The 18063-nt window shown below is 67.2% G+C and carries 13 protein-coding genes; 9 read left to right on the top strand and 4 right to left on the bottom strand.

Translation table 11 applies throughout. The features are described from left to right. Positions 1-276: 276 nt before the first annotated feature. Genes carA through TEP_RS10305 form a run of 5 tightly spaced genes read left to right on the top strand, consistent with a single transcriptional unit; the run spans position 277 to position 6649 of the window. Positions 277-1407, top strand: a complete 1131-nt coding sequence (gene carA, locus TEP_RS10325) for a glutamine-hydrolyzing carbamoyl-phosphate synthase small subunit (protein ID WP_132825220.1) — start codon at positions 277-279, stop codon at positions 1405-1407. Beyond that, the gene (locus tag TEP_RS10320; protein ID WP_132825219.1) at positions 1407-1955 is read left to right on the top strand and encodes a hypothetical protein; all 549 of its coding nucleotides are present in this window, start codon (positions 1407-1409) and stop codon (positions 1953-1955) included. Before carA ends, TEP_RS10320 begins: the two co-directional genes overlap by 1 nt. 54 nt (positions 1956-2009) lie before the next feature. Then, positions 2010-5252, top strand: a complete 3243-nt coding sequence (gene carB / locus TEP_RS10315) for a carbamoyl-phosphate synthase large subunit (protein ID WP_132825218.1) — start codon at positions 2010-2012, stop codon at positions 5250-5252. Further along, on the top strand, positions 5249-5725 hold the full coding sequence (gene greA / locus TEP_RS10310; RefSeq protein ID WP_049464691.1) for a transcription elongation factor GreA: 477 nt from the start codon (positions 5249-5251) through the stop codon (positions 5723-5725). The genes carB and greA overlap by 4 nt, the downstream gene beginning before the upstream one ends. A gap of 3 nt (positions 5726-5728) precedes the next feature. Continuing rightward, complete coding sequence (locus TEP_RS10305; RefSeq protein WP_132825217.1) at positions 5729-6649, top strand: phosphoglycerate mutase; 921 nt, start codon at positions 5729-5731, stop codon at positions 6647-6649. Between the two features lie 36 nt (positions 6650-6685). Here TEP_RS10305 and TEP_RS10300 read toward each other — a convergent pair whose 3' ends face one another. After that, positions 6686-7438: a DUF1176 domain-containing protein gene (locus TEP_RS10300; RefSeq protein ID WP_165933915.1), complete on the bottom strand. Its 753-nt coding sequence runs from the start codon at positions 7436-7438 to the stop codon at positions 6686-6688. Positions 7439-7481: 43 nt separating this feature from the next. Continuing rightward, positions 7482-8525 (bottom strand): DUF1176 domain-containing protein, encoded by a 1044-nt coding sequence (locus TEP_RS10295; protein ID WP_132825215.1) that lies wholly within the window; start codon positions 8523-8525, stop codon positions 7482-7484. 122 nt (positions 8526-8647) lie between these two features. On the opposite strand from TEP_RS10295, the gene recJ reads away from it, so the two are divergent. Beyond that, on the top strand, positions 8648-10405 hold the full coding sequence (gene recJ, locus TEP_RS10290) for a single-stranded-DNA-specific exonuclease RecJ (protein WP_132825214.1): 1758 nt from the start codon (positions 8648-8650) through the stop codon (positions 10403-10405). 40 nt (positions 10406-10445) lie between these two features. On the opposite strand, the gene TEP_RS10285 is transcribed toward recJ, so the two are convergent. Next, positions 10446-11495, bottom strand: coding sequence for a DUF1176 domain-containing protein (locus TEP_RS10285; RefSeq protein ID WP_132825213.1), 1050 nt, complete (start codon positions 11493-11495; stop codon positions 10446-10448). Between the two features lie 133 nt (positions 11496-11628). Here TEP_RS10285 and TEP_RS10280 point away from each other — a divergent pair, with 133 nt between their 5' ends. Further along, positions 11629-14538, top strand: coding sequence for a VIT domain-containing protein (locus TEP_RS10280; RefSeq protein ID WP_132825212.1), 2910 nt, complete (start codon positions 11629-11631; stop codon positions 14536-14538). Here the strand turns inward: TEP_RS10280 and TEP_RS10275 are convergent. Beyond that, on the bottom strand, positions 14477-15766 hold the full coding sequence (locus TEP_RS10275; protein ID WP_240790684.1) for an acyltransferase family protein: 1290 nt from the start codon (positions 15764-15766) through the stop codon (positions 14477-14479). The genes TEP_RS10280 and TEP_RS10275 overlap by 62 nt on opposite strands. A 197-nt stretch (positions 15767-15963) precedes the next feature. Between TEP_RS10275 and TEP_RS10270 the strand changes: the two genes are divergently transcribed. Next, entirely contained in the window at positions 15964-16806 is an 843-nt protein-coding gene (locus TEP_RS10270) for a LytTR family DNA-binding domain-containing protein (protein WP_132826504.1), read from the top strand. A 90-nt stretch (positions 16807-16896) separates the two neighbouring features. Then, a protein-coding gene (gene prfB / locus TEP_RS10265) for a peptide chain release factor 2 (RefSeq protein WP_099783880.1) occupies positions 16897-18022 on the top strand; the annotation gives its coding sequence in 2 pieces (ribosomal slippage) (positions 16897-16971 and positions 16973-18022; 1125 coding nt in all). Positions 18023-18063: the final 41 nt, after the last annotated feature.

Raw genomic sequence — 18063 nt, 5'->3', positions numbered from 1 at the left:
GCCATGCCCGGCGTCGGCGGCAGATCCGCCGGGCATGGCCCGGCGCTACCCTTGGGTGCCCGCATACGCTCCCGGATTGAAATGAATGCGCAATCGCCTGTTCATGAATGGCGATAACCGCTGGCGCGAGCGCCCCGGCACCGCTACAATTCGCACTCGCCGAATCACGAAAGCCGGACCGGTCCCAGACCGTACGTCCGCGCTTTTTTGCAACCGGATTTCCGTGAAGCGCAGGCGTGACTTCGGCACCCCCTCGGTAGCCAAAGTGAGAATTCCGTGACCCAAGCCGCAATCCTCGTCCTCGAAGACGGCACCGTATTCGAGGGCGAATCCGTAGGCGCGCCCGGCCTGTCCGTCGGTGAAGTGGTGTTCAACACCGCCATGACCGGCTACCAGGAAGTATTGACCGACCCGTCCTACGCCCGGCAGATGGTCACGCTGACCTATCCGCACATTGGCAACACCGGCATGACCGACCAGGACGATGAAGCGTCCAAGGTGTGGTCGGCCGGCCTGATCGTGCGCGATGTACCGCGCCGCCCGAGCAGCTGGCGCAGCCAGGTGTCGCTGCAGGATTGGCTGATCCAGCGCGGCGTGGTCGCCATCGCCGGCATCGACACCCGCAAGCTGACCCGCATCCTGCGCGAGAAGGGTGCCCAGAACGGCGCGCTGATGGCCGGCGACGGCATCGACGTGGAAAAGGCCCTGGAAGCGGCCCGCAAGTTCCCGGGGCTGAAGGGCATGGATCTGGCCAAGGTCGTCAGTACTGACAAGACCTACGTCTGGACCGAGGGCCAGCTGGACCTGGACGCCAACGCCTTCGTCAGCGTGCCGGGCAAGTACAAGGTCGTGGCGTACGACTTCGGCGTGAAGACCAACATCCTGCGCATGCTGGCCGAGCGCGGCTGTGAGGTCACCGTGGTGCCGGCACAGACCCCGGCCGCTGAAGTGCTGGCGCTGAAGCCGGATGGCGTGTTCCTGTCCAACGGCCCGGGTGACCCGGAACCGTGCGACTACGCGATCGCCGCGATCAAGACCTTCATCGACGTGAAGATCCCGACCTTCGGCATCTGCCTGGGCCATCAGCTGTTGGGCCTGGCCTCGGGCGCGAAGACCATCAAGATGGGCCATGGCCACCACGGCGCGAACCATCCGGTGCAGGACCTGGACAGCGGCCGGGTGATGATCACCTCGCAGAACCACGGCTTCGCGGTCGATGAAGCGACCCTGCCGGCCACCCTGCGGGTGACCCACCGTTCGCTGTTCGACGGTACCAACCAGGGCATCGCCCGCACCGACGTGCCGGCCTTCTCGTTCCAGGGCCACCCGGAAGCCTCGCCGGGCCCGCATGACGTCGGTCCGCTGTTCGATCGTTTCGTGACCCTGATGGCCGAGGCCAAGGCTTGATGCGCAGCGCCGCTCTGCTGCTGTCGCTGTGCTGCGCCGCGGGTGCGGCACAGGCTGCGCCGGCGTCCGCTGCGGACATGGACGCGCTGCTGCACACGTTGAAGAAGGACTCGGTCGGTGCGTCGTCGGCGACGATGCTGGTCGAGGAGGTGCCAACGCTCAAAGCGCTGGCCGAAAGCGATCGCCAATGCGCCCGCACCTCCATCCAGTCGTTCTTCTACGTTCATGCGCGCCAGTCGTTGATCAACAGGCTTGGCGAGGACGGTGACGTGGTCGTTGCGGACTGGTCGCGCTTCCTGGCCACACCGTCCGGAAAGGGTTACCTGATCCTCACCCGCGCGCTCCCGGAGTCGGCAGCGGACGCGTCGGTCAACGTCAACGACGAGGCGTACGCCGCCGGATTCGACGCCTTTCTCGGCAGTCCGTCCTTCAAGCGCCTGGATGCTGGTTTCGATGCGATGAGCGTCCCTGACGAATTCGCGGTGAAACTGAGCCAGGGATTGCAGGACCAGTGCGGGATTGCGCTGAAACCCGAAGAGATTTCCTGATCGACAGCGTGCGATCACTCCCCCTTGTCACGCTGTACTGACCTAGAGAAGAAAATGCCCAAGCGCACTGACCTCAAGACCATCCTCATCATCGGTGCCGGCCCGATCGTCATCGGCCAGGCCTGTGAGTTCGATTACTCCGGTGCCCAGGCCTGCAAGGCCCTGCGTGACGAGGGCTATCGCGTGGTGCTGGTCAACAGCAATCCGGCCACGATCATGACCGACCCGGAGATGGCCGACGCCGTCTACATCGAGCCGATCAACTGGCAGACCGTCGAGAAGATCATCGCCAAGGAAAAGCCCGACGCGCTGCTGCCGACGATGGGTGGCCAGACCGCGCTGAACTGCGCGCTGGATCTGGCCGACCATGGCGTGCTGGAGAAGTACAACGTCGAGCTGATCGGCGCCAAGCGCGATGCGATCCGCATGGCCGAAGACCGCGAACTGTTCCGCGTGGCGATGAGCGAGATCGGCCTGGAGTGCCCGACCGCTGCCGTTGCCCACACCCTGGACGAAGCGCTGGAGATCCAGACCCGCGTCGGCTATCCGACCATCATCCGCCCCAGCTTCACCCTGGGCGGCAGTGGCGGCGGCATCGCCTACAACCGCGAAGAGCTGATCGAGATCGTCAACCGCGGCCTGGAACTGTCGCCGACCACCGAAGTGCTGGTCGAAGAGTCGGTGCTGGGCTGGAAGGAATTCGAGATGGAAGTGGTCCGCGATACCGCGGACAACTGCATCATCGTCTGCTCGATCGAGAACCTGGACCCGATGGGCGTGCACACCGGTGACTCGATCACCGTGGCGCCGGCGCAGACCTTGACCGACAAGGAATACCAGCGCCTGCGCGATGCCTCCATCGCCGTGCTGCGCAAGATCGGCGTGGATACCGGTGGCTCGAACGTGCAGTTCGGCATCAACCCGGACACCGGCCGCGTGGTGGTGATCGAGATGAACCCGCGCGTGTCGCGTTCCTCGGCGCTGGCGTCCAAGGCCACCGGCTTCCCGATCGCCAAGGTCGCCGCCAAGCTGGCCGTGGGCTACACCCTGGACGAACTGAAGAACGAGATCACCGGCGGCCTGACCCCGGCCTCGTTCGAGCCGTCCATCGACTACGTCGTCACCAAGATCCCGCGCTTCGCTTTCGAGAAGTTCCCGGCTGCCGATGCACGCCTGACCACCCAGATGAAGTCGGTGGGCGAGGTGATGGCAATGGGCCGCACCTTCCAGGAATCGATGCAGAAGGCTCTGCGGGGCCTGGAAACCGGCAAGGTCGGCTTCGACCCGACCGGCCTGGACCTGACCAGTGAAGACGATCTGCAGACCCTGCGCCGCGAGCTGAAGGCCCCGGGTCCGGAGCGCCTGTTCTTCGTCGCCGACGCGTTCCGCGCCGGCATGAGCGTGGAGGACATCTTCAAGCTGTCCTACATCGATCCGTGGTTCCTGGACCAGATCGAAGAAATCATCGCCGCCGAGACCCAGGTCGCAGCCGATGGCATCGACGCCCTGGATGCGGCGCGCCTGCGCAAGCTCAAGCGCGCCGGCTTCTCCGACGCCCGCCTGGCCCAGCTGACCGGCACCAACGAAGCCGCGGTGCGTGCGCTGCGTCGCGCGCACAAGGTGCGCCCGGTGTACAAGCGCGTGGACTCCTGTGCCGCCGAGTTCTCCACCAGCACTGCCTACCTGTACTCGACCTACGAGGACGAGTGCGAGGCGGCACCGAGCAACCGCGACAAGATCATGATCCTCGGCGGTGGCCCCAACCGCATCGGCCAGGGCATCGAGTTCGACTACTGCTGCGTGCACGCGGCACTGGCGCTGCGCGAGGACGGCTATGAAACCATCATGGTCAACTGCAATCCGGAAACCGTGTCGACCGACTACGACACCTCCGACCGCCTGTACTTCGAACCGCTGACCCTGGAAGACGTGCTGGAAATCGTCGAGCTGGAGCAGCCCAAGGGCGTGATCGTGCAGTACGGCGGCCAGACTCCGCTGAAGCTGGCGCGCGCGCTGGAAGCCAACGGCGTGCCGGTGATCGGCACCAGCCCCGATTCAATCGACCTGGCCGAAGACCGCGAGCGCTTCCAGCAGCTGGTGGACAAGTTGGGCCTGAAGCAGCCGCCGAACCGCATTGCCCGCAACGACCAGGAAGCCCTGCTGCTGGCGCGTGAGATCGGCTACCCGCTGGTGGTGCGCCCGAGCTACGTGCTGGGTGGCCGCGCGATGGAAATCGTCTACGGCGAATCCGATCTGGCCCGCTACGTGCGTGACGCGGTGAAGGTGTCCAACGATTCGCCGGTGCTGCTGGACCGCTTCCTCGACAACGCCGTCGAGTGCGACGTGGACATCATCGCCGACGCCCAGGGCAACGTCCTGATCGGTGGCGTGATGGAGCACATCGAAGAAGCCGGCGTGCACTCGGGCGATTCCTCCTGCTCGCTGCCGCCGTACTCGCTGTCGGCTGAAACCCAAGCCGAGCTGCGTCGCCAGGTGGTTGAGCTGGCCAAGGCCCTGAACGTGGTGGGTCTGATGAACACCCAGTTCGCGATCCAGACCGATGAGGATGGCAACGACACCATCTTCCTGCTGGAAGTGAACCCGCGTGCCTCGCGCACCGTGCCGTTCGTGTCCAAGGCCACCGGCATGCCGCTGGCCAAGATCGCGGCCCGCTGCATGGCCGGCAAGACCCTGGAAGAGCAGGGCGCTACCAAGGAAATCGTGCCGGACTATTACTCGGTGAAGGAAGCGATCTTCCCGTTCGCCAAGTTCCAGGGCGTCGACCCGATCCTCGGGCCGGAGATGCGCTCCACCGGTGAGGTGATGGGCGTGGGCCGCAGCTTCAATGCCGCCTTCGCGCGCGCGCAGGAAGCCGGTGGCATCAAGGCGCCGCCGGTGGGCAAGGCGTTCGTGTCGGTGCGCGACCCGGACAAGAAGCGCGTGCTGCCGGTGGCCAAGGCGCTGCTGGCGCGTGGCTACAGCCTGGTTGCCACCCGTGGCACCGCAGCGTGGTTGCAGCAGCACGGCATGGACTGCGAGATCATCAACAAGGTGGTCGAGGGTCGCCCGCACATCGTCGATTCGATCAAGAACGGCGAGATCGTCTATATCGTCAACACGACCGAAGGCCGTGCCGCGATCAACGACTCGTTCTCGATCCGTCGCGAGGCGCTGCAGCACCGTGTCACCTATTCGACCACCATTGCCGGTGCCAAGGCGCTGGTGGATTCACTGGAATTCCGCGGTACCGGCCCGGTCTGGTCGCTGCAGGAACTGCACAAGGAGTTGAACGCATGAGAGCACCCATCACGATGAAGGGCGCGCAGCGTCTGCGCGACGAACTGGATCACCTGAAGTCGGTCAAGCGCCCGAAGGTGATCGCCGCGATCGCCGAGGCGCGTGAGCATGGCGACCTGAAGGAGAACGCCGAGTACCACGCCGCGCGCGAGGAACAGGGCTTCATCGAAGGCCGCATCAAGCAGCTGGAAGGCGAGCTGTCGCACGCCGAGATCATCGATGTGAGCAAGCTCAATGCAGGCTCCAAGGTGGTGTTCGGCGCCAGCGTGACCTTGGCCGACGTGGAAACCGACGAAGAGAAGAAGTACCAGATCGTTGGTGACCTGGAAGCGGACATCAAGCAGGGCCTGATCGCCATTTCCTCGCCGGTCGCCCGCGCGATGATCGGCAAGCTGGAAGGTGACTCGATCGTGATCGATGCGCCGGCCGGCCAGCGCGAGTACGAGATCGTCAGCGTCAGCTACCAGGACTGATCCGTGGCGACGGCAACCCTGCTGTTGCCGGCACGCAGCCGCTTTGCGGTGGCTGCATTGCCGGATGACGTGGCGCGTGCCCTGGGCCGCGCCACCACTTCGCAGGGCGATGCCGGCGAACGCGCGCAGCTGCTGCGCCACTTCACGGTGGCCGCGCCGCACTGGCCGGTGGCTGCGTTGACCCGCCAGCGTGACGTCGGCGATGCCGCCGGCGCCTGCTGGCTGCGTGCCGATCCGGCCTGCATGGTGCCGGACATGCATGGCGCGCGGATGATGGGCCACGGCGAAACGCTGCGGCCCGGCCTGGCCGATACGCTGGCGTTGCTGCCCGTGCTGCAGCCGCTGTTTGCGGATGCAGGCTTCGTGCTGGATGCACCCGATCCGTCACGCTGGTACCTGCGCCTGCCCATCGGTACTGAACTGCCGGCGTTCGACAGCCCCGACGAGGTGCTGGGGGATGACCTGTTCGCGCACCTGCCGCCGGGCGAGGCGGGCCGTCGCTGGCGCGCACTGATGACCGAAGCGCAGGTGCTGCTGCACACCCACTCGTGGAACCAGCAGCGCGCCGCGCAGGGCCAGCAGCCGATCAATTCGCTGTGGTTCTGGGGTGGTGGTGTGATGCCGGTATCGGTGACCACGCCGCACGCGCAGGTACGCAGCCGCGATGCGCTGCTGCAGGGCCTGGCCCAGGCCGCGGGTGTGGCGGTGGATGGTGAGCAGTCGGTCGATGCACTGGTCGACCTGCGCCAGCTGCGCTCGTTGCAGCAGCTGGGCAACGACGCGATCCGGCCGCTGCTGGCCGCGCTCAAGCGTGGCGAGCTGCAGCGGCTGGTGCTGGACTTCGAGGACGGCCTGCAGTTCCAGCTGGATCGCGGCCAGCGCTGGCAGTTCTGGAAGAAGCCTCGGCAGCTGCACGACGCCTGAGCTGGTGGTAGCGCCGGGCCATGCCCGGCGGATGCCCTAGCGCAATTCCGTAACGTAGGTCGGCAGTTGCCAGTGGCGCTGACCGGCGCCCAGGCAGTGCCGGCCGACGAAGGTTGCCGCCAGCACCAGGCGGGTCCCATCCCAGGCCCAATGCCGGTCTGTCCCGCAGCGGTCCGTAGCGCTTGCAACGCCTTCTTCAAGGAAAACGGCATGCAGCGGTGGCGGCACCAGGCGAGGCGCCACCCGTGCGACCGGCACCTGCGATTCCGGCCGCAAACCCTTGTCCACCAACGCCCCGGGGGTGTGCAAGCGGCCCTGTACCTCGTCCATCTTCAGCAGCAGTGCGGCATTACCGCTCTCTGCCAATGGCCATGCCTGGCCCGCCGTGTCGGTCATCCTGACCGGCCGCCCGCGCCCCAGTGCATCCAGCAGCGCCTGCGCATGTGGTGGGGCCAGAGCCAGGCCGGCCTCAAGCGCATCCGCCGGGCCGATATCACCCAGGTCCGCGCCATCCACATGCAGCCGCAGCCGGCCCTCTGGATGCACCCGCGGGCTGCGCGGCGCGCCGTCACTGCCATCAGCCAGCGACAGTCGCGCCATCACGGGGGTGTCTGGTCCAGCGGCACGCTCGAGGAGCACGCCCAGCATCAACGCGGCCGGTGGGCCGAACGCCACCATTCGGCAGGTGCCTGTGTTGTCGCATGCCAGGTGTCCGTTCTGTTCAGGGAACGTGAACTGCGCGGGCGTGCCGGCGAAGCTGACAGGTGCCAGCGTCAGTGACGCCAGCACCAGCAGAGGAAATCGAAGCGTAGCCATGTTCCAGGTTTTCGGGTCAGCGGACCGTGCTGATAAGCGTCGGCAGCGTCCAGTGCCCGCCCGCCACGCCACGACACAGACCGGTACTGAACGCACTGCTTGGCTGGAATCTGCGGCCATCCCAGGCCCAGTCCCAGCCGGAAACGCAGTCGCCGATGCCGCGGCCCTTGTAGCGCGCGTACAACGTGCGATCGGAGCGCGAGAAGCCTTCTGCCTCCAGCGTGACCGTCTCCGGTGCGAACGGCGGCTGATCGCGCGCGATCCAGAAGCCATTGCTGTAGTTGTAGGCACCCATCTGGCACAACGCCTGCACCAGCACATGGTGGTCGTCCAACCGCTCGATCACCATTTCCGGTGTTCCCTTGTACTCGATCAGGCGCGGACAGTCGTCGTTGTCGCCGAGCGTGGCAATCAGCGCGTCGCGCAGCGCTTCGCTGCTGCCCAGCCCGCTATCGCCGGGACGGCCTGCCGCCAGCACACCGCGCACGATCATCGGCTTGGCCACTGCGGCGGGCACGCTCGCTTCGGCACGCGTGCCGCGGCGTATCAGCGCACCGGGCGTGCCCACGCGCCCTTGGACCTCGTCCATTTTCAGCAGCACCGCGGCGGCACCGCGATCGGAAATCGGCCAGCGCGTGCCCCTGCTGTCGATCACCTCGATACGGGCCTGGCCGGGCAGGGCGGTCAGCAGGCCTTCTACCTGCGCCGGCCGCAGCATCACTGCCTCGTCGGCCCCGGTGTCCTGCACTGGGCCCAGATCATGGCCGTTCACGTGCAGTCGCATTGAACCTTCAGGCACTGCAGTTTCGCCGTCCTCACCGACCCGCAGCCGCGCCTTCACCGCCGTGCCGGGGCCGCCGGCACGTTCCAGCATCAGGCCCAGCAGGCTGTCCGCCTTTTCAGGGCTGTAGCCGGCTGCACGGCAGGTGCCGGTGTTGTCGCAGGCCAGGAACCAGTCGTGGTGTACGAACTCGATACCGGGGGTTGGCGGCGTGTTTGCGGCTTGGGAAGCAAGTGGCAGCAGGAGGCTGGCAAGCAGTACGGACAGCAGGCGGTACATGGCGAATTCCGTTTCAGAAGTGAACAAGCATGGGCGATCGCCACGCCTGCGCCAAGCCCGCGGAGAGTCTGACAAGCCGAGCGGGGTATCATGCGCGGGTCTTCCGCAACCCGGCGATGCCGATGTCCCTTGCCGCCGATGCTGCGCTGCCTTCTTCCGATACGCCGATGATCCGCCGTCGCGATGCAGTTGCGCCCGGTCGCTGGCCGGAGGGCACGCTGCCGCTGCTGGCCCGCCTGTATGCCGCACGTGGTGCGCACACGCCGGAGCTGGCCCTGCCCAAGCTCGGCAAGCTGCATGCGCCGGAACTGCTGACCGGCATCGACGCGGCGGTGGACCTGCTGGTTCAGGCCATCGCCGCCGACAAACGCATCCTGGTAGTCGGTGATTTCGACTGCGACGGCGCAACCGCCTGCGCGGTCGGTGTGCGCGGTCTGCGCATGCTCGGCGCGCAGCATGTCTTCCACGCAGTCCCCAACCGCATGGTGCACGGCTATGGTCTGTCGCCGTCACTGGTGGACGAGCTGGCTGCGCTGCAGCCGGATCTGCTGGTCACCGTCGATCACGGCATTGCCTGCCATGCCGGCGTGATCGCGGCCAAGGCGCGTGGCTGGCAGGTGCTGGTGACCGATCACCATCTGCCCGGTCCACAGCTGCCACCGGCCGATGTCATCGTCGACCCCAACCTCGACGGCGACGCCTTCCCCAGCAAGGCGCTGGCCGGCGTCGGCGTGATCTTCTACGTGCTGATGGCGCTGCGCCGGCGGATGCGCGAAGCGGGGGTATTTGCCGATGGCAAAGGGCCGGACCTGACCACGCTGCTCGACCTGGTGGCGGTGGGCACAGTGGCCGACCTGGTGGTGCTGGACGCCAACAATCGCGCCCTGGTCAGCGCAGGATTGCGCCGGCTGCGCAATGGCCAGGGCTGCGTCGGCCTGAAGGCACTGATCGAAGCCAGCGGCCGCGATGCCGCACGCCTGACCGCCACCGACATCGGCTTCGGGCTTGGCCCGCGCTTGAACGCGGCCGGTCGGCTGGAAGACATGGCATTGGGTATCGCCCTGCTGCTCACCGAAGATCCGCGGCAGGCCCGCGACATCGCGCAGACGCTGGAACAGATCAACGCCGAGCGGCGTGCGGTCCAGCAGTCGATGACCGATGACGCCGAACACGCGCTGTCGCGGGTGGTGCTCGATACCGCAGGGCAGCGCCCGGTGGCGGCCTGCCTGTTCGATTCTGATTGGCACCCCGGCGTGGTTGGCCTGGTTGCTTCAAAGATGAAGGATCGCCTGCATCGGCCGGTGATCGCGTTCGCGCCGGCCGAGCCGGGCGCCGACACCCTGCGCGGTTCAGCGCGTTCGATTCCCGGCCTGCATATCCGTGATGCGCTGGCGCTGGTCGATGCACGCCATCCCGGCTTGATCGAGCGCTTCGGCGGTCACGCGATGGCCGCCGGGTTGAGCATGCGTCTGGATCATCTGGCTGCCTTCGAAGCCGCGTTCGTCGCCACCGTGCTGGAAATGCTCGATCCGGCTGCACTGCAGCAGCAGGTGCTCAGCGATGGTGAGCTGGCCGCCAACGAACTCGATCATCGCCATGCCGAGGCACTGCGTCTTGCCGGGCCATGGGGGCAGGGATTCCCCGAGCCGCTGTTCGACGGCCACTTCGAAGTGGCCAACTGGCGCGTGCTGAAAGAACGGCATCTGAAGCTGGAACTGCGCCTGCCCGGCGTTCCGGGCACGATCAACGCGATCCATTTCGGCGGCTGGAACGGCAATGCGCCCGGTCGCCACGTGCATCTCGCCTACCGGCTCGCCTGCGATGATTATCGTGGCGGCGCCGCCATCCAGCTGATCGTCGAGCACTGCCTGCCGGCGTAGTCCACGCCGGGCATGGCCCGGCGCTACCGCTTCGGAAGGGTCAGCGGACCTCGGTCACCCGCGTCGGCAGTTCCCAGGTTCCCCCGGGAACGCCGCGGCACAGGCCGCCACTGATCGCCGAGGTCGCGACGAAGCGGGTGCCATCCCAGGTCCACGTTTCATCCGACACACAGTCGGCCAGACCGCGGCCCTTGTGCGAAGCGACGATCTGCCCGTCGCCGTAGTCGATCGCGTCGCTGGTCACCCACTGCGGCTGGTAGGGCGCTTTCTCACCGATGACCCAGTAACCATCACCGCTGTTGTAGGCCGCGCGCCAGCAGGGGACGTTGACCAGCAGATGCTTGGCGTCCAGGCGCTGGATCTGCAGTGGTGAATTGCTGATCGGAAGATCCGGGTCGGTGTCGAGCAGGCCTTCGCAGCTGGGTTCTTCCAGAGTGGCGCGCAGCGCCGCACGTAGCGCCGGCGAGGCGGCCAGCTTGGAAAACGCCGGGTCGTCCGCTGGCGTCGACAGCGTCGGTGCCTTGCGCACCACGGGTTTGGCAACGGCGGCAGGCACGCTGCTTTCGGCAGCGGACCCCTTGCGCATCACCGCGCCCGGCGTGCCCACACGGCCCTGGAACTCGTCGGTCTTCAACAGCACAGCCGCTGCGCCCTTGTCCGACAGCGGCCACGTGTGGCCGGCGGCATCGACAACCGCGATGCCACCATCACGCACCAGCGCGGACAGCACGGCACTGGTCTGTGCCGCGCTGAGCACGTGGATACCCGGCTCCCTGGACGGCGCCAGCACACCGAGGTCACGCTGCTGGATGCGCAGGTGCAGCGCGCCCCTGGGCTGCGGCTGGTCATCGATCGGCTGCAACGACAGCCGACCGCTGATGGCCTGGTTGGGGCCGCCCGCCCGGGTCAGCAGCACGCTCAGGGTGCTGTCATCGCCACTGGCGTAGCCGGCCGCACGGCACGTGCGCGTGTTGTCGCAGGCCACGACCCAGTCGTGATGCTGGAAATAGAGGCCTGCAGGCGCATCGACGGCGCTGGCGGCCAATGGCCAGCACAGGGCCAGCAGGGTGGGAAGCAGGGGAGAACGCATGGGCATCCTTGCACGGGATCGGGAAGTCGCACATGGTGCGCCCAAGGGCAGCGAAGAACCAGCATCGAATCACGTTAACCCCGTCCACCCGGTTGGTGCGTTCAAGCAGTCACGATCCCACTGGAGTCCTGTCATGGTCTTCGCCCGTTGCTGCACCGTACTGCTGTTGGCCCTGGCAAGCTGGCCGGCACTGCCCCAGGCGTCGCGGCGTCCGGCACCGCCGATGACGTCCACATCGTTGCTGATCGCGCCCGCCGCCGAACAGCCCGTGCAGCTGCGACAGGCGCGCATCGAAGGGGAGGTCCAGGCCGGTATCGCCCAGACCCGTATCACCCTGGAGTTCCATAACCCCAACCAGCGCGTGCTGGAAGGTGAGCTGCAGTTCCCGCTGGCCGAGGGCCAGCAGATCACCGGGTTCGCCCTGGACATCAACGGCGAGTTGCGCGAGGCAGTACCGGTGCCCAAGGACCGCGGTCGCCAGGTGTTCGAGGAGATCGCCCGTCGAGGCGTCGATCCGGGCCTGCTGGAGCAGACCGCCGGCAACCAGTTCCGGCTGCGCGTGTATCCGCTGCCGGCCGGCGGCAGCCGCCGCGTACAGCTGGTCGTACGCGAGCCGCTGGCATATGCCGGGCAGGGCTGGCATTGGACACTGCCGCTGCAGTTCGTCGCCGGCGCCGCAGCCGTCGAACTGGACGTGCGGGCACCGAAGGCGGCTGAGGCAGGAAGCGCGCCGTTCCGCATCGCCGAAGGTCGCCTGCACTGGCAAGGACGTGGCGCGCAGTTGCCGGCCCAACTGCAATGGACGCTGCCGGCCGAGCGCAAGGCACAGGTGCAGGTTGCGCGCTGGCAGGACGGTCACTACCTGTTGGCGCAGCTGCCGGTGCCGACGTCGGCCGCGCCGCGCCGTGTGCCATCGGAGGTCGGCCTGCTCTGGGACGGTTCGGGTTCCGCAGGCCAGCGTGACCGCACCCGCGAGTTCGCCCTGCTGGATCGCTACTTCGCTGCGATGGGCGAGGGCAACGTCGCGCTGACCGTGCTGCGTGATCGCGCCGAGCCCGTGCGTCATTTCCGTGTCCGCAGCGGTGACTGGAGTGAACTGCGGCGCGCGTTGATGGCGGTGCAGCCGGATGGTGCCAGCGCGCTGGCGCAGTGGCAGCCGCAGCCCTCGGTGAAGGAGTACCTGATGGTCAGCGACGGCCTGCTGACCTATGGGCCGGAAGCACTGCCGGCGTTGGCGGCCGATCAGCGCCTGTTTGCGGTCAGCAGTGCCGGCGCACGCACCGATGCCACCCGCCTGCGCGGTTGGAGCGAGGCGCATGCTGGCAGTTTCGTGGCGCTCGGCAGCGATATCGATGCCGCTGCACGGGAGCTGCTGTCGATGCCGCTGGATGTCCAGATCGATGCCGGCCGTGGCGTGCAGGACGTGGTGGTCGACCGCCGCAGCCAAGCCCAGGGCTGGCTGTGGTTGCATGCGCGGTTGGCGGCCGAAGGTGTGCCGATGCGGGTGCGCATTGCCGGTGGGCAATGGCAGGCACTGCCGGAGAGCTCCACCGGCGCCGATGGCGACCTGCTGGCCGGCCTGTGGGCACAGGCACGCCTGCAGCAGTTGTCGACCGATCGGCGCGGCAATCGCGAGGGGATGCAGCGCCTGTCGCAGCAGTTCAGCCTGGTGGGCCCGGACACTTCACTGATCGTGCTGGAAACGCTGGACGACTACCTGCGCTACGCGATCCGCCCCGCAGGTGCCTTGCGCGCCCAGTACGACCAGCGCTTCGCACGCCAGGTTGCAGATCGCGATGCCGCCGACCGTCAGCGCCTGGACAAGGTGGTGACGCAGTGGCAGCAGCGCCAGCAATGGTGGAGCCGCAGTTGGCCGAAGGGCATGCGCGTGCAGGCGAAGGCGCTGGAAGTGGTCGGTCAGGACGCGTACGCGGCTGCCCCGGTGGCGATGCTCGCCGCGCCTCCTCCCGCGCCAGCGCCGATGGCCGTTGCCGCCGAGCAGCGGGCGGAGTCCAGCAGCGCGCGCGCCCGTCGATCGCCGCCGCGGCAGGCACCTGCGAGCCTGGAGGCCGCGATGGATGCTGTTGCCATCGAACCCACGGCGTCCAATGCACCGGCCGCCGCCAATGACGGTCAGCTGGGAATCCGGTTGGCCGCCTGGCAATCGGATTCGCCGGTCGCCCGCCGCCTGCGCCAGGGGCCGTCCTCGCAGCTGTACGACCGCTATCTGGCCGAGCGCGCTGCGAACGCCAACAGCAGTGCGTTCTTCCTCGACGTGGCCGATCTGCTGATCGAACAGGGGCAGCGCGATCTTGCCCTGCGCGTGCTGTCCAACCTGGCCGAGATGGCGCTGGACAACCGCCATCTGCTGCGCGTTCTCGGTTATCGCCTGCTGCAGGCCGATGCACCCGCACTGGCGGTGCCGGTGTTCGAGCAGGTGCTGGCGATGGGGCAGGAAGAACCGCAGAGTTTCCGTGATCTGGGCCTGGCGCTGGCCGCAGCCGGCAAGCCGCAGCAGGCGCTGGCGCCCCTGTATCAGGTGGTCGTGCGTCCGTGGGATGGTCGTTTCGACGGCATCGCGCTGATCGCCCTGGATGAACTGACCAACCTGGTGGCCGGCACCAAGCCGCGCTTGGATACCATCGGCATCGACCCGCGCCTGCTGCAGGCGATGCCACTGGACCTGCGCGTGGTGCTGGCCTGGGATGCCGACAACAGTGACATGGACCTGTGGGTGACCGACCCGAACGGCGAGCGCGCGTACTACGGCAACCGCCTGACCTACCAGGGTGGGCAGATGTCGCAGGACTTCACCGGTGGCTACGGTCCGGAACAGTTCTCGCTGCGCAACGCCAAGCCGGGCAAGTACAAGGTGGAGGCGAACTACTTCGGCAGCCGCCAGCAGCTGGTGACCGGCGCGACGACCCTGATGCTGCGCCTGACCACCCATTGGGGCACGCCCAAGCAGAAGGACCAGATGGTCACGATGCGGCTGAAGGATCGTGCCGAGACGGTGCTGGTGGGCGAGTTCGAGGTGCGGTAGCGCCGGGCCATGCCCGGCTGGCGGCGCTGTGATCCTGCGTGACGGTCACTGCGCCGTTGCGATCGGCACGCAGCCCGAACAGCGGCCGCAGCCAGCGCACGCGGCGCACCAGCAGTTCGTGGATCAGCAGGCAGCCGGCGACGGTGCCGACAATCACCAGCCCCGGCTCCAGCCACGCGCCCAACTGCAAGGGCCGCAACCAGTACAGAAGCACGATCAGCACGGTCTGGTGCAGGATGTACCAGCTGAACACCGCCTCGCGGCAGTAGCCCAGGCCACGCCATGGCCGCGCCAGCAGGACCTGCGCCCATCCGAAGAGGGCCAGCAGGGAACACCAGGTGTACAGCGCTCGGCCAACGCGCTCGGTCTGCGCCCACGGCAGCGCCAGCACCCACTGCGGCAGATCGCCAACATCGGGCATCCGCGCCAGTGCACGGATGCCCAGTTCGACAGTCAGCCCGACAACGGCCAGCACCAGGGTCAACCGCCGGCCGCGCACCAGCAGATCCCAGCCGCGCTGCCAGCGCGCGGCGAGGAAGCCGCCGAGGAACAGGGGCAGCGACTCGGCGTGGACGTACAGGTCATCGACCAGCGCATGGGTTGGCGGGTGGGCGGGCAGGATCACCAGCACCGCCCACGCCAGCCACAGCACCGGCAGCAGCAGGCCCAGCGAAGCCACCCAACGGTCGCCCGGATGCAGTTCCGGCAGGTGCTGGCGCAGCGGCCGCAGCACGCTGGCCAACAGGATGGCCAGCAGCGTGTAGGGGATCAGATAGGCCAGATACCACAGGTGGTTCCAGGTGAAGCCATAGGCGGCACCGGTGAAGCTGGCTCCCGGCCACGGCCGGAACTGCCAGTAGCGCCACAGGAATGCACCGAGTCCTGGCATGACGTCGCCCTTGTCCACCGCTTCACAGTAGGCCTGCAGCGAAACGACCGCGACGATGCCGAACAGCAGCGGCAACAACAGCCGCCCGCCGCGCCGCAGCGCGAACCGCCACCGGCCCTGCGTGGGCAGGCACAGGCCCAGTGCAATGCCGGAGATGGCAAACAGCAGCGGCATGCGCCAACGATTCAGCGCGATCATCGGCCATTGCAGCCACTCCGCGGTGTGGACGCTCTTGAGGTGGAAGTCCCATCCGGCCACGTAGGCCATGGCCACGTGGTAGAGGATCAACAGCCCGAAGGCACCGATGCGCAGGGTGTCGAGGTCGTGGCGGCGGGTCATGGCGGTATCCGTGTTGGCGTCCTCGCAGAGTGGAAGTCCTCGTGGGCTGTCGCCAGCAGGAAGGGGCGGTTGGATGCCCTGCAGGGCCCAATGGCGGGGCGGGGGGACGAATGGCGTGCGTCAACGGGGCTGTGGTTGGCGATAATCCAGTGATGGATGAGTACAACCAGCAGGACCCGAACGGGCGTGGCGAATCGATGGGCAACGGCAGGCAAGGGCGGCAGGCAGCCGTGTTCTGGGTCGTACTGTTCGTGGGGACGGCGGCGGCCAATGTGCTGGCCAAGGCCATGATGGCGGCGCGCGATGGACTGCCCTCCCAGTGGATGGCGGCCACCATTGACGAGTTCAGCAGTGCGCTGGTGTCGCTGCTGCTGCTGGCGGTGCTGATCCGCGCCGCTTCGCGCTGGCCGCTGCATACCGATACCTGGCGACAGCGCTTGGCGCCGTATCTGCTGGGCGCGGTTGCGTGGTGGCTGCTGCATGTGAGTGCGATGGTCCTGCTGCGCAAGGCCGCCCACGCCGTGCTTGGCAGCCACTACACCTTTGGGGACTGGCCGGCGCAATGGTTCTACGAGTTCTTCAAGGACATCCAGACCTATGCGCTGCTGGTCTCGGCAGTCCATGCCCTGGCCTGGTTCGGTCGCCGCCGCCAAGGTGAAGCGACGCTGCTGGCCGCACCCGACGAGGGGCCTCCGGTCGAGCCGGTCGATCGCCCCGACCATTTCCTGGTGCGCAAGCTGGGCAAGGAGTTCCTGGTGGCCACGGCCGACGTCGAGTACGCCCAGGCCGCCGGCAACTATGTGAACCTGCGGGTGCGCGGGCATGACTACCCGCTGCGGATCACCATGGCAGTGCTGGAGGCGCGGCTGGACCCGGCCCTGTTCCTGCGCAGCCATCGCAGCTGGCTGGTCAACCGCGGCCAGCTGCGCTCGATCGAGCCGCTGGATGGGGGCGAGGCCTTGCTGCACATGGCCGATGGGGCCAAGGTGCCCTGCAGCAGGCGGCAGCTGCCGCTGCTGCGCCAGGCCTTGGGCGGGTAGGGGCGTGGCAGGGCGGGACCGGCTTCTGCGCCGGTTCACCCCGGCCTGCGGTATCATTTGCAGTCATCTTTTGAATGCATGACCGCCGACATGATCGAACTGAATCCTGTCCGCCAGCGCATCGCCGATCTGACCGATCGCGTGTTGTCGCTCCGGGGGTATCTTTGACTACGACGCCAAGAAAGAGCGTCTTGAGGAAGTAACGCGGGAGCTGGAAAGCCCCGACGTCTGGAACAACGCCGAGTACGCCCAGAACCTGGGGCGCGAGCGCTCGACCCTGGAAAAGACCGTGGGCGGCATCGCTGCGGTGCTGGAGGGCCTGAGCGACGCCACCGAACTGCTGGAGCTGGCCGAGTCCGAACAGGACGAGGACACCGCGCTGGCCGTGGTGGCCGACCTGGACAAGCACCAGGCGCACGTGGAGAAGCTGGAGTTCCAGCGTATGTTCTCCGGGCAGATGGACAACGCGCCGGCGTTCGTCGACATCCAGGCTGGTGCCGGTGGTACCGAAGCCCAGGACTGGGCCGAGATCCTGCTGCGCATGTACCTGCGCTGGTGTGAATCGCGCGGCTGGAAGACCGAGCTGATGGAAGTGTCCGGTGGCGACGTCGCCGGCATCAAGTCGGCCACGCTGCGCGTGGAAGGCGACTACGCCTACGGCTGGCTGAAGACCGAGACCGGCGTGCACCGCCTGGTGCGCAAGTCGCCGTTCGACTCGGACAACCGTCGCCATACCAGCTTCACCTCGGTGTTCGTGTCGCCGGAAGTGGACAACAACATCGAAATCGACATCAATCCGGCCGATCTGCGTACCGACGTGTACCGCTCGTCCGGCGCCGGTGGTCAGCACGTCAACAAGACCGAGTCGGCGGTGCGTATCACCCACATCCCGACCAACACGGTCGTGGCCTGCCAGACCGGCCGCAGCCAGCACCAGAACCGCGACAACGCGATGAAGATGCTGGCCGCCAAGCTGTACGAGCTGGAGATCCAGAAGCGCAACGCCGAGCGTGATGCGGTGGAAGCCACAAAGTCCGATATCGGCTGGGGCAGCCAGATCCGCAACTACGTGCTCGACCAGAGCCGCATCAAGGACCTGCGTACCGGCATCGAGCGTTCGGATACGCAGAAGGTGCTCGACGGTGACCTGGACGAGTTCGTCGAGGCCAGCCTGAAGGCCGGGCTGGCGGTCGGCTCCAAGCGCATCGATGCCTGATGCGTGCCCGGCGACAGCGGTACCGTCCGCTGCCCGGGCCC

The organism is Stenotrophomonas sp. TEPEL (assembly GCF_004348785.1).
Taxonomy (GTDB): Bacteria; Pseudomonadota; Gammaproteobacteria; order Xanthomonadales; family Xanthomonadaceae; genus Stenotrophomonas; species Stenotrophomonas indicatrix.
This window is presented reverse-complemented; position numbering and strand designations above follow the sequence as displayed.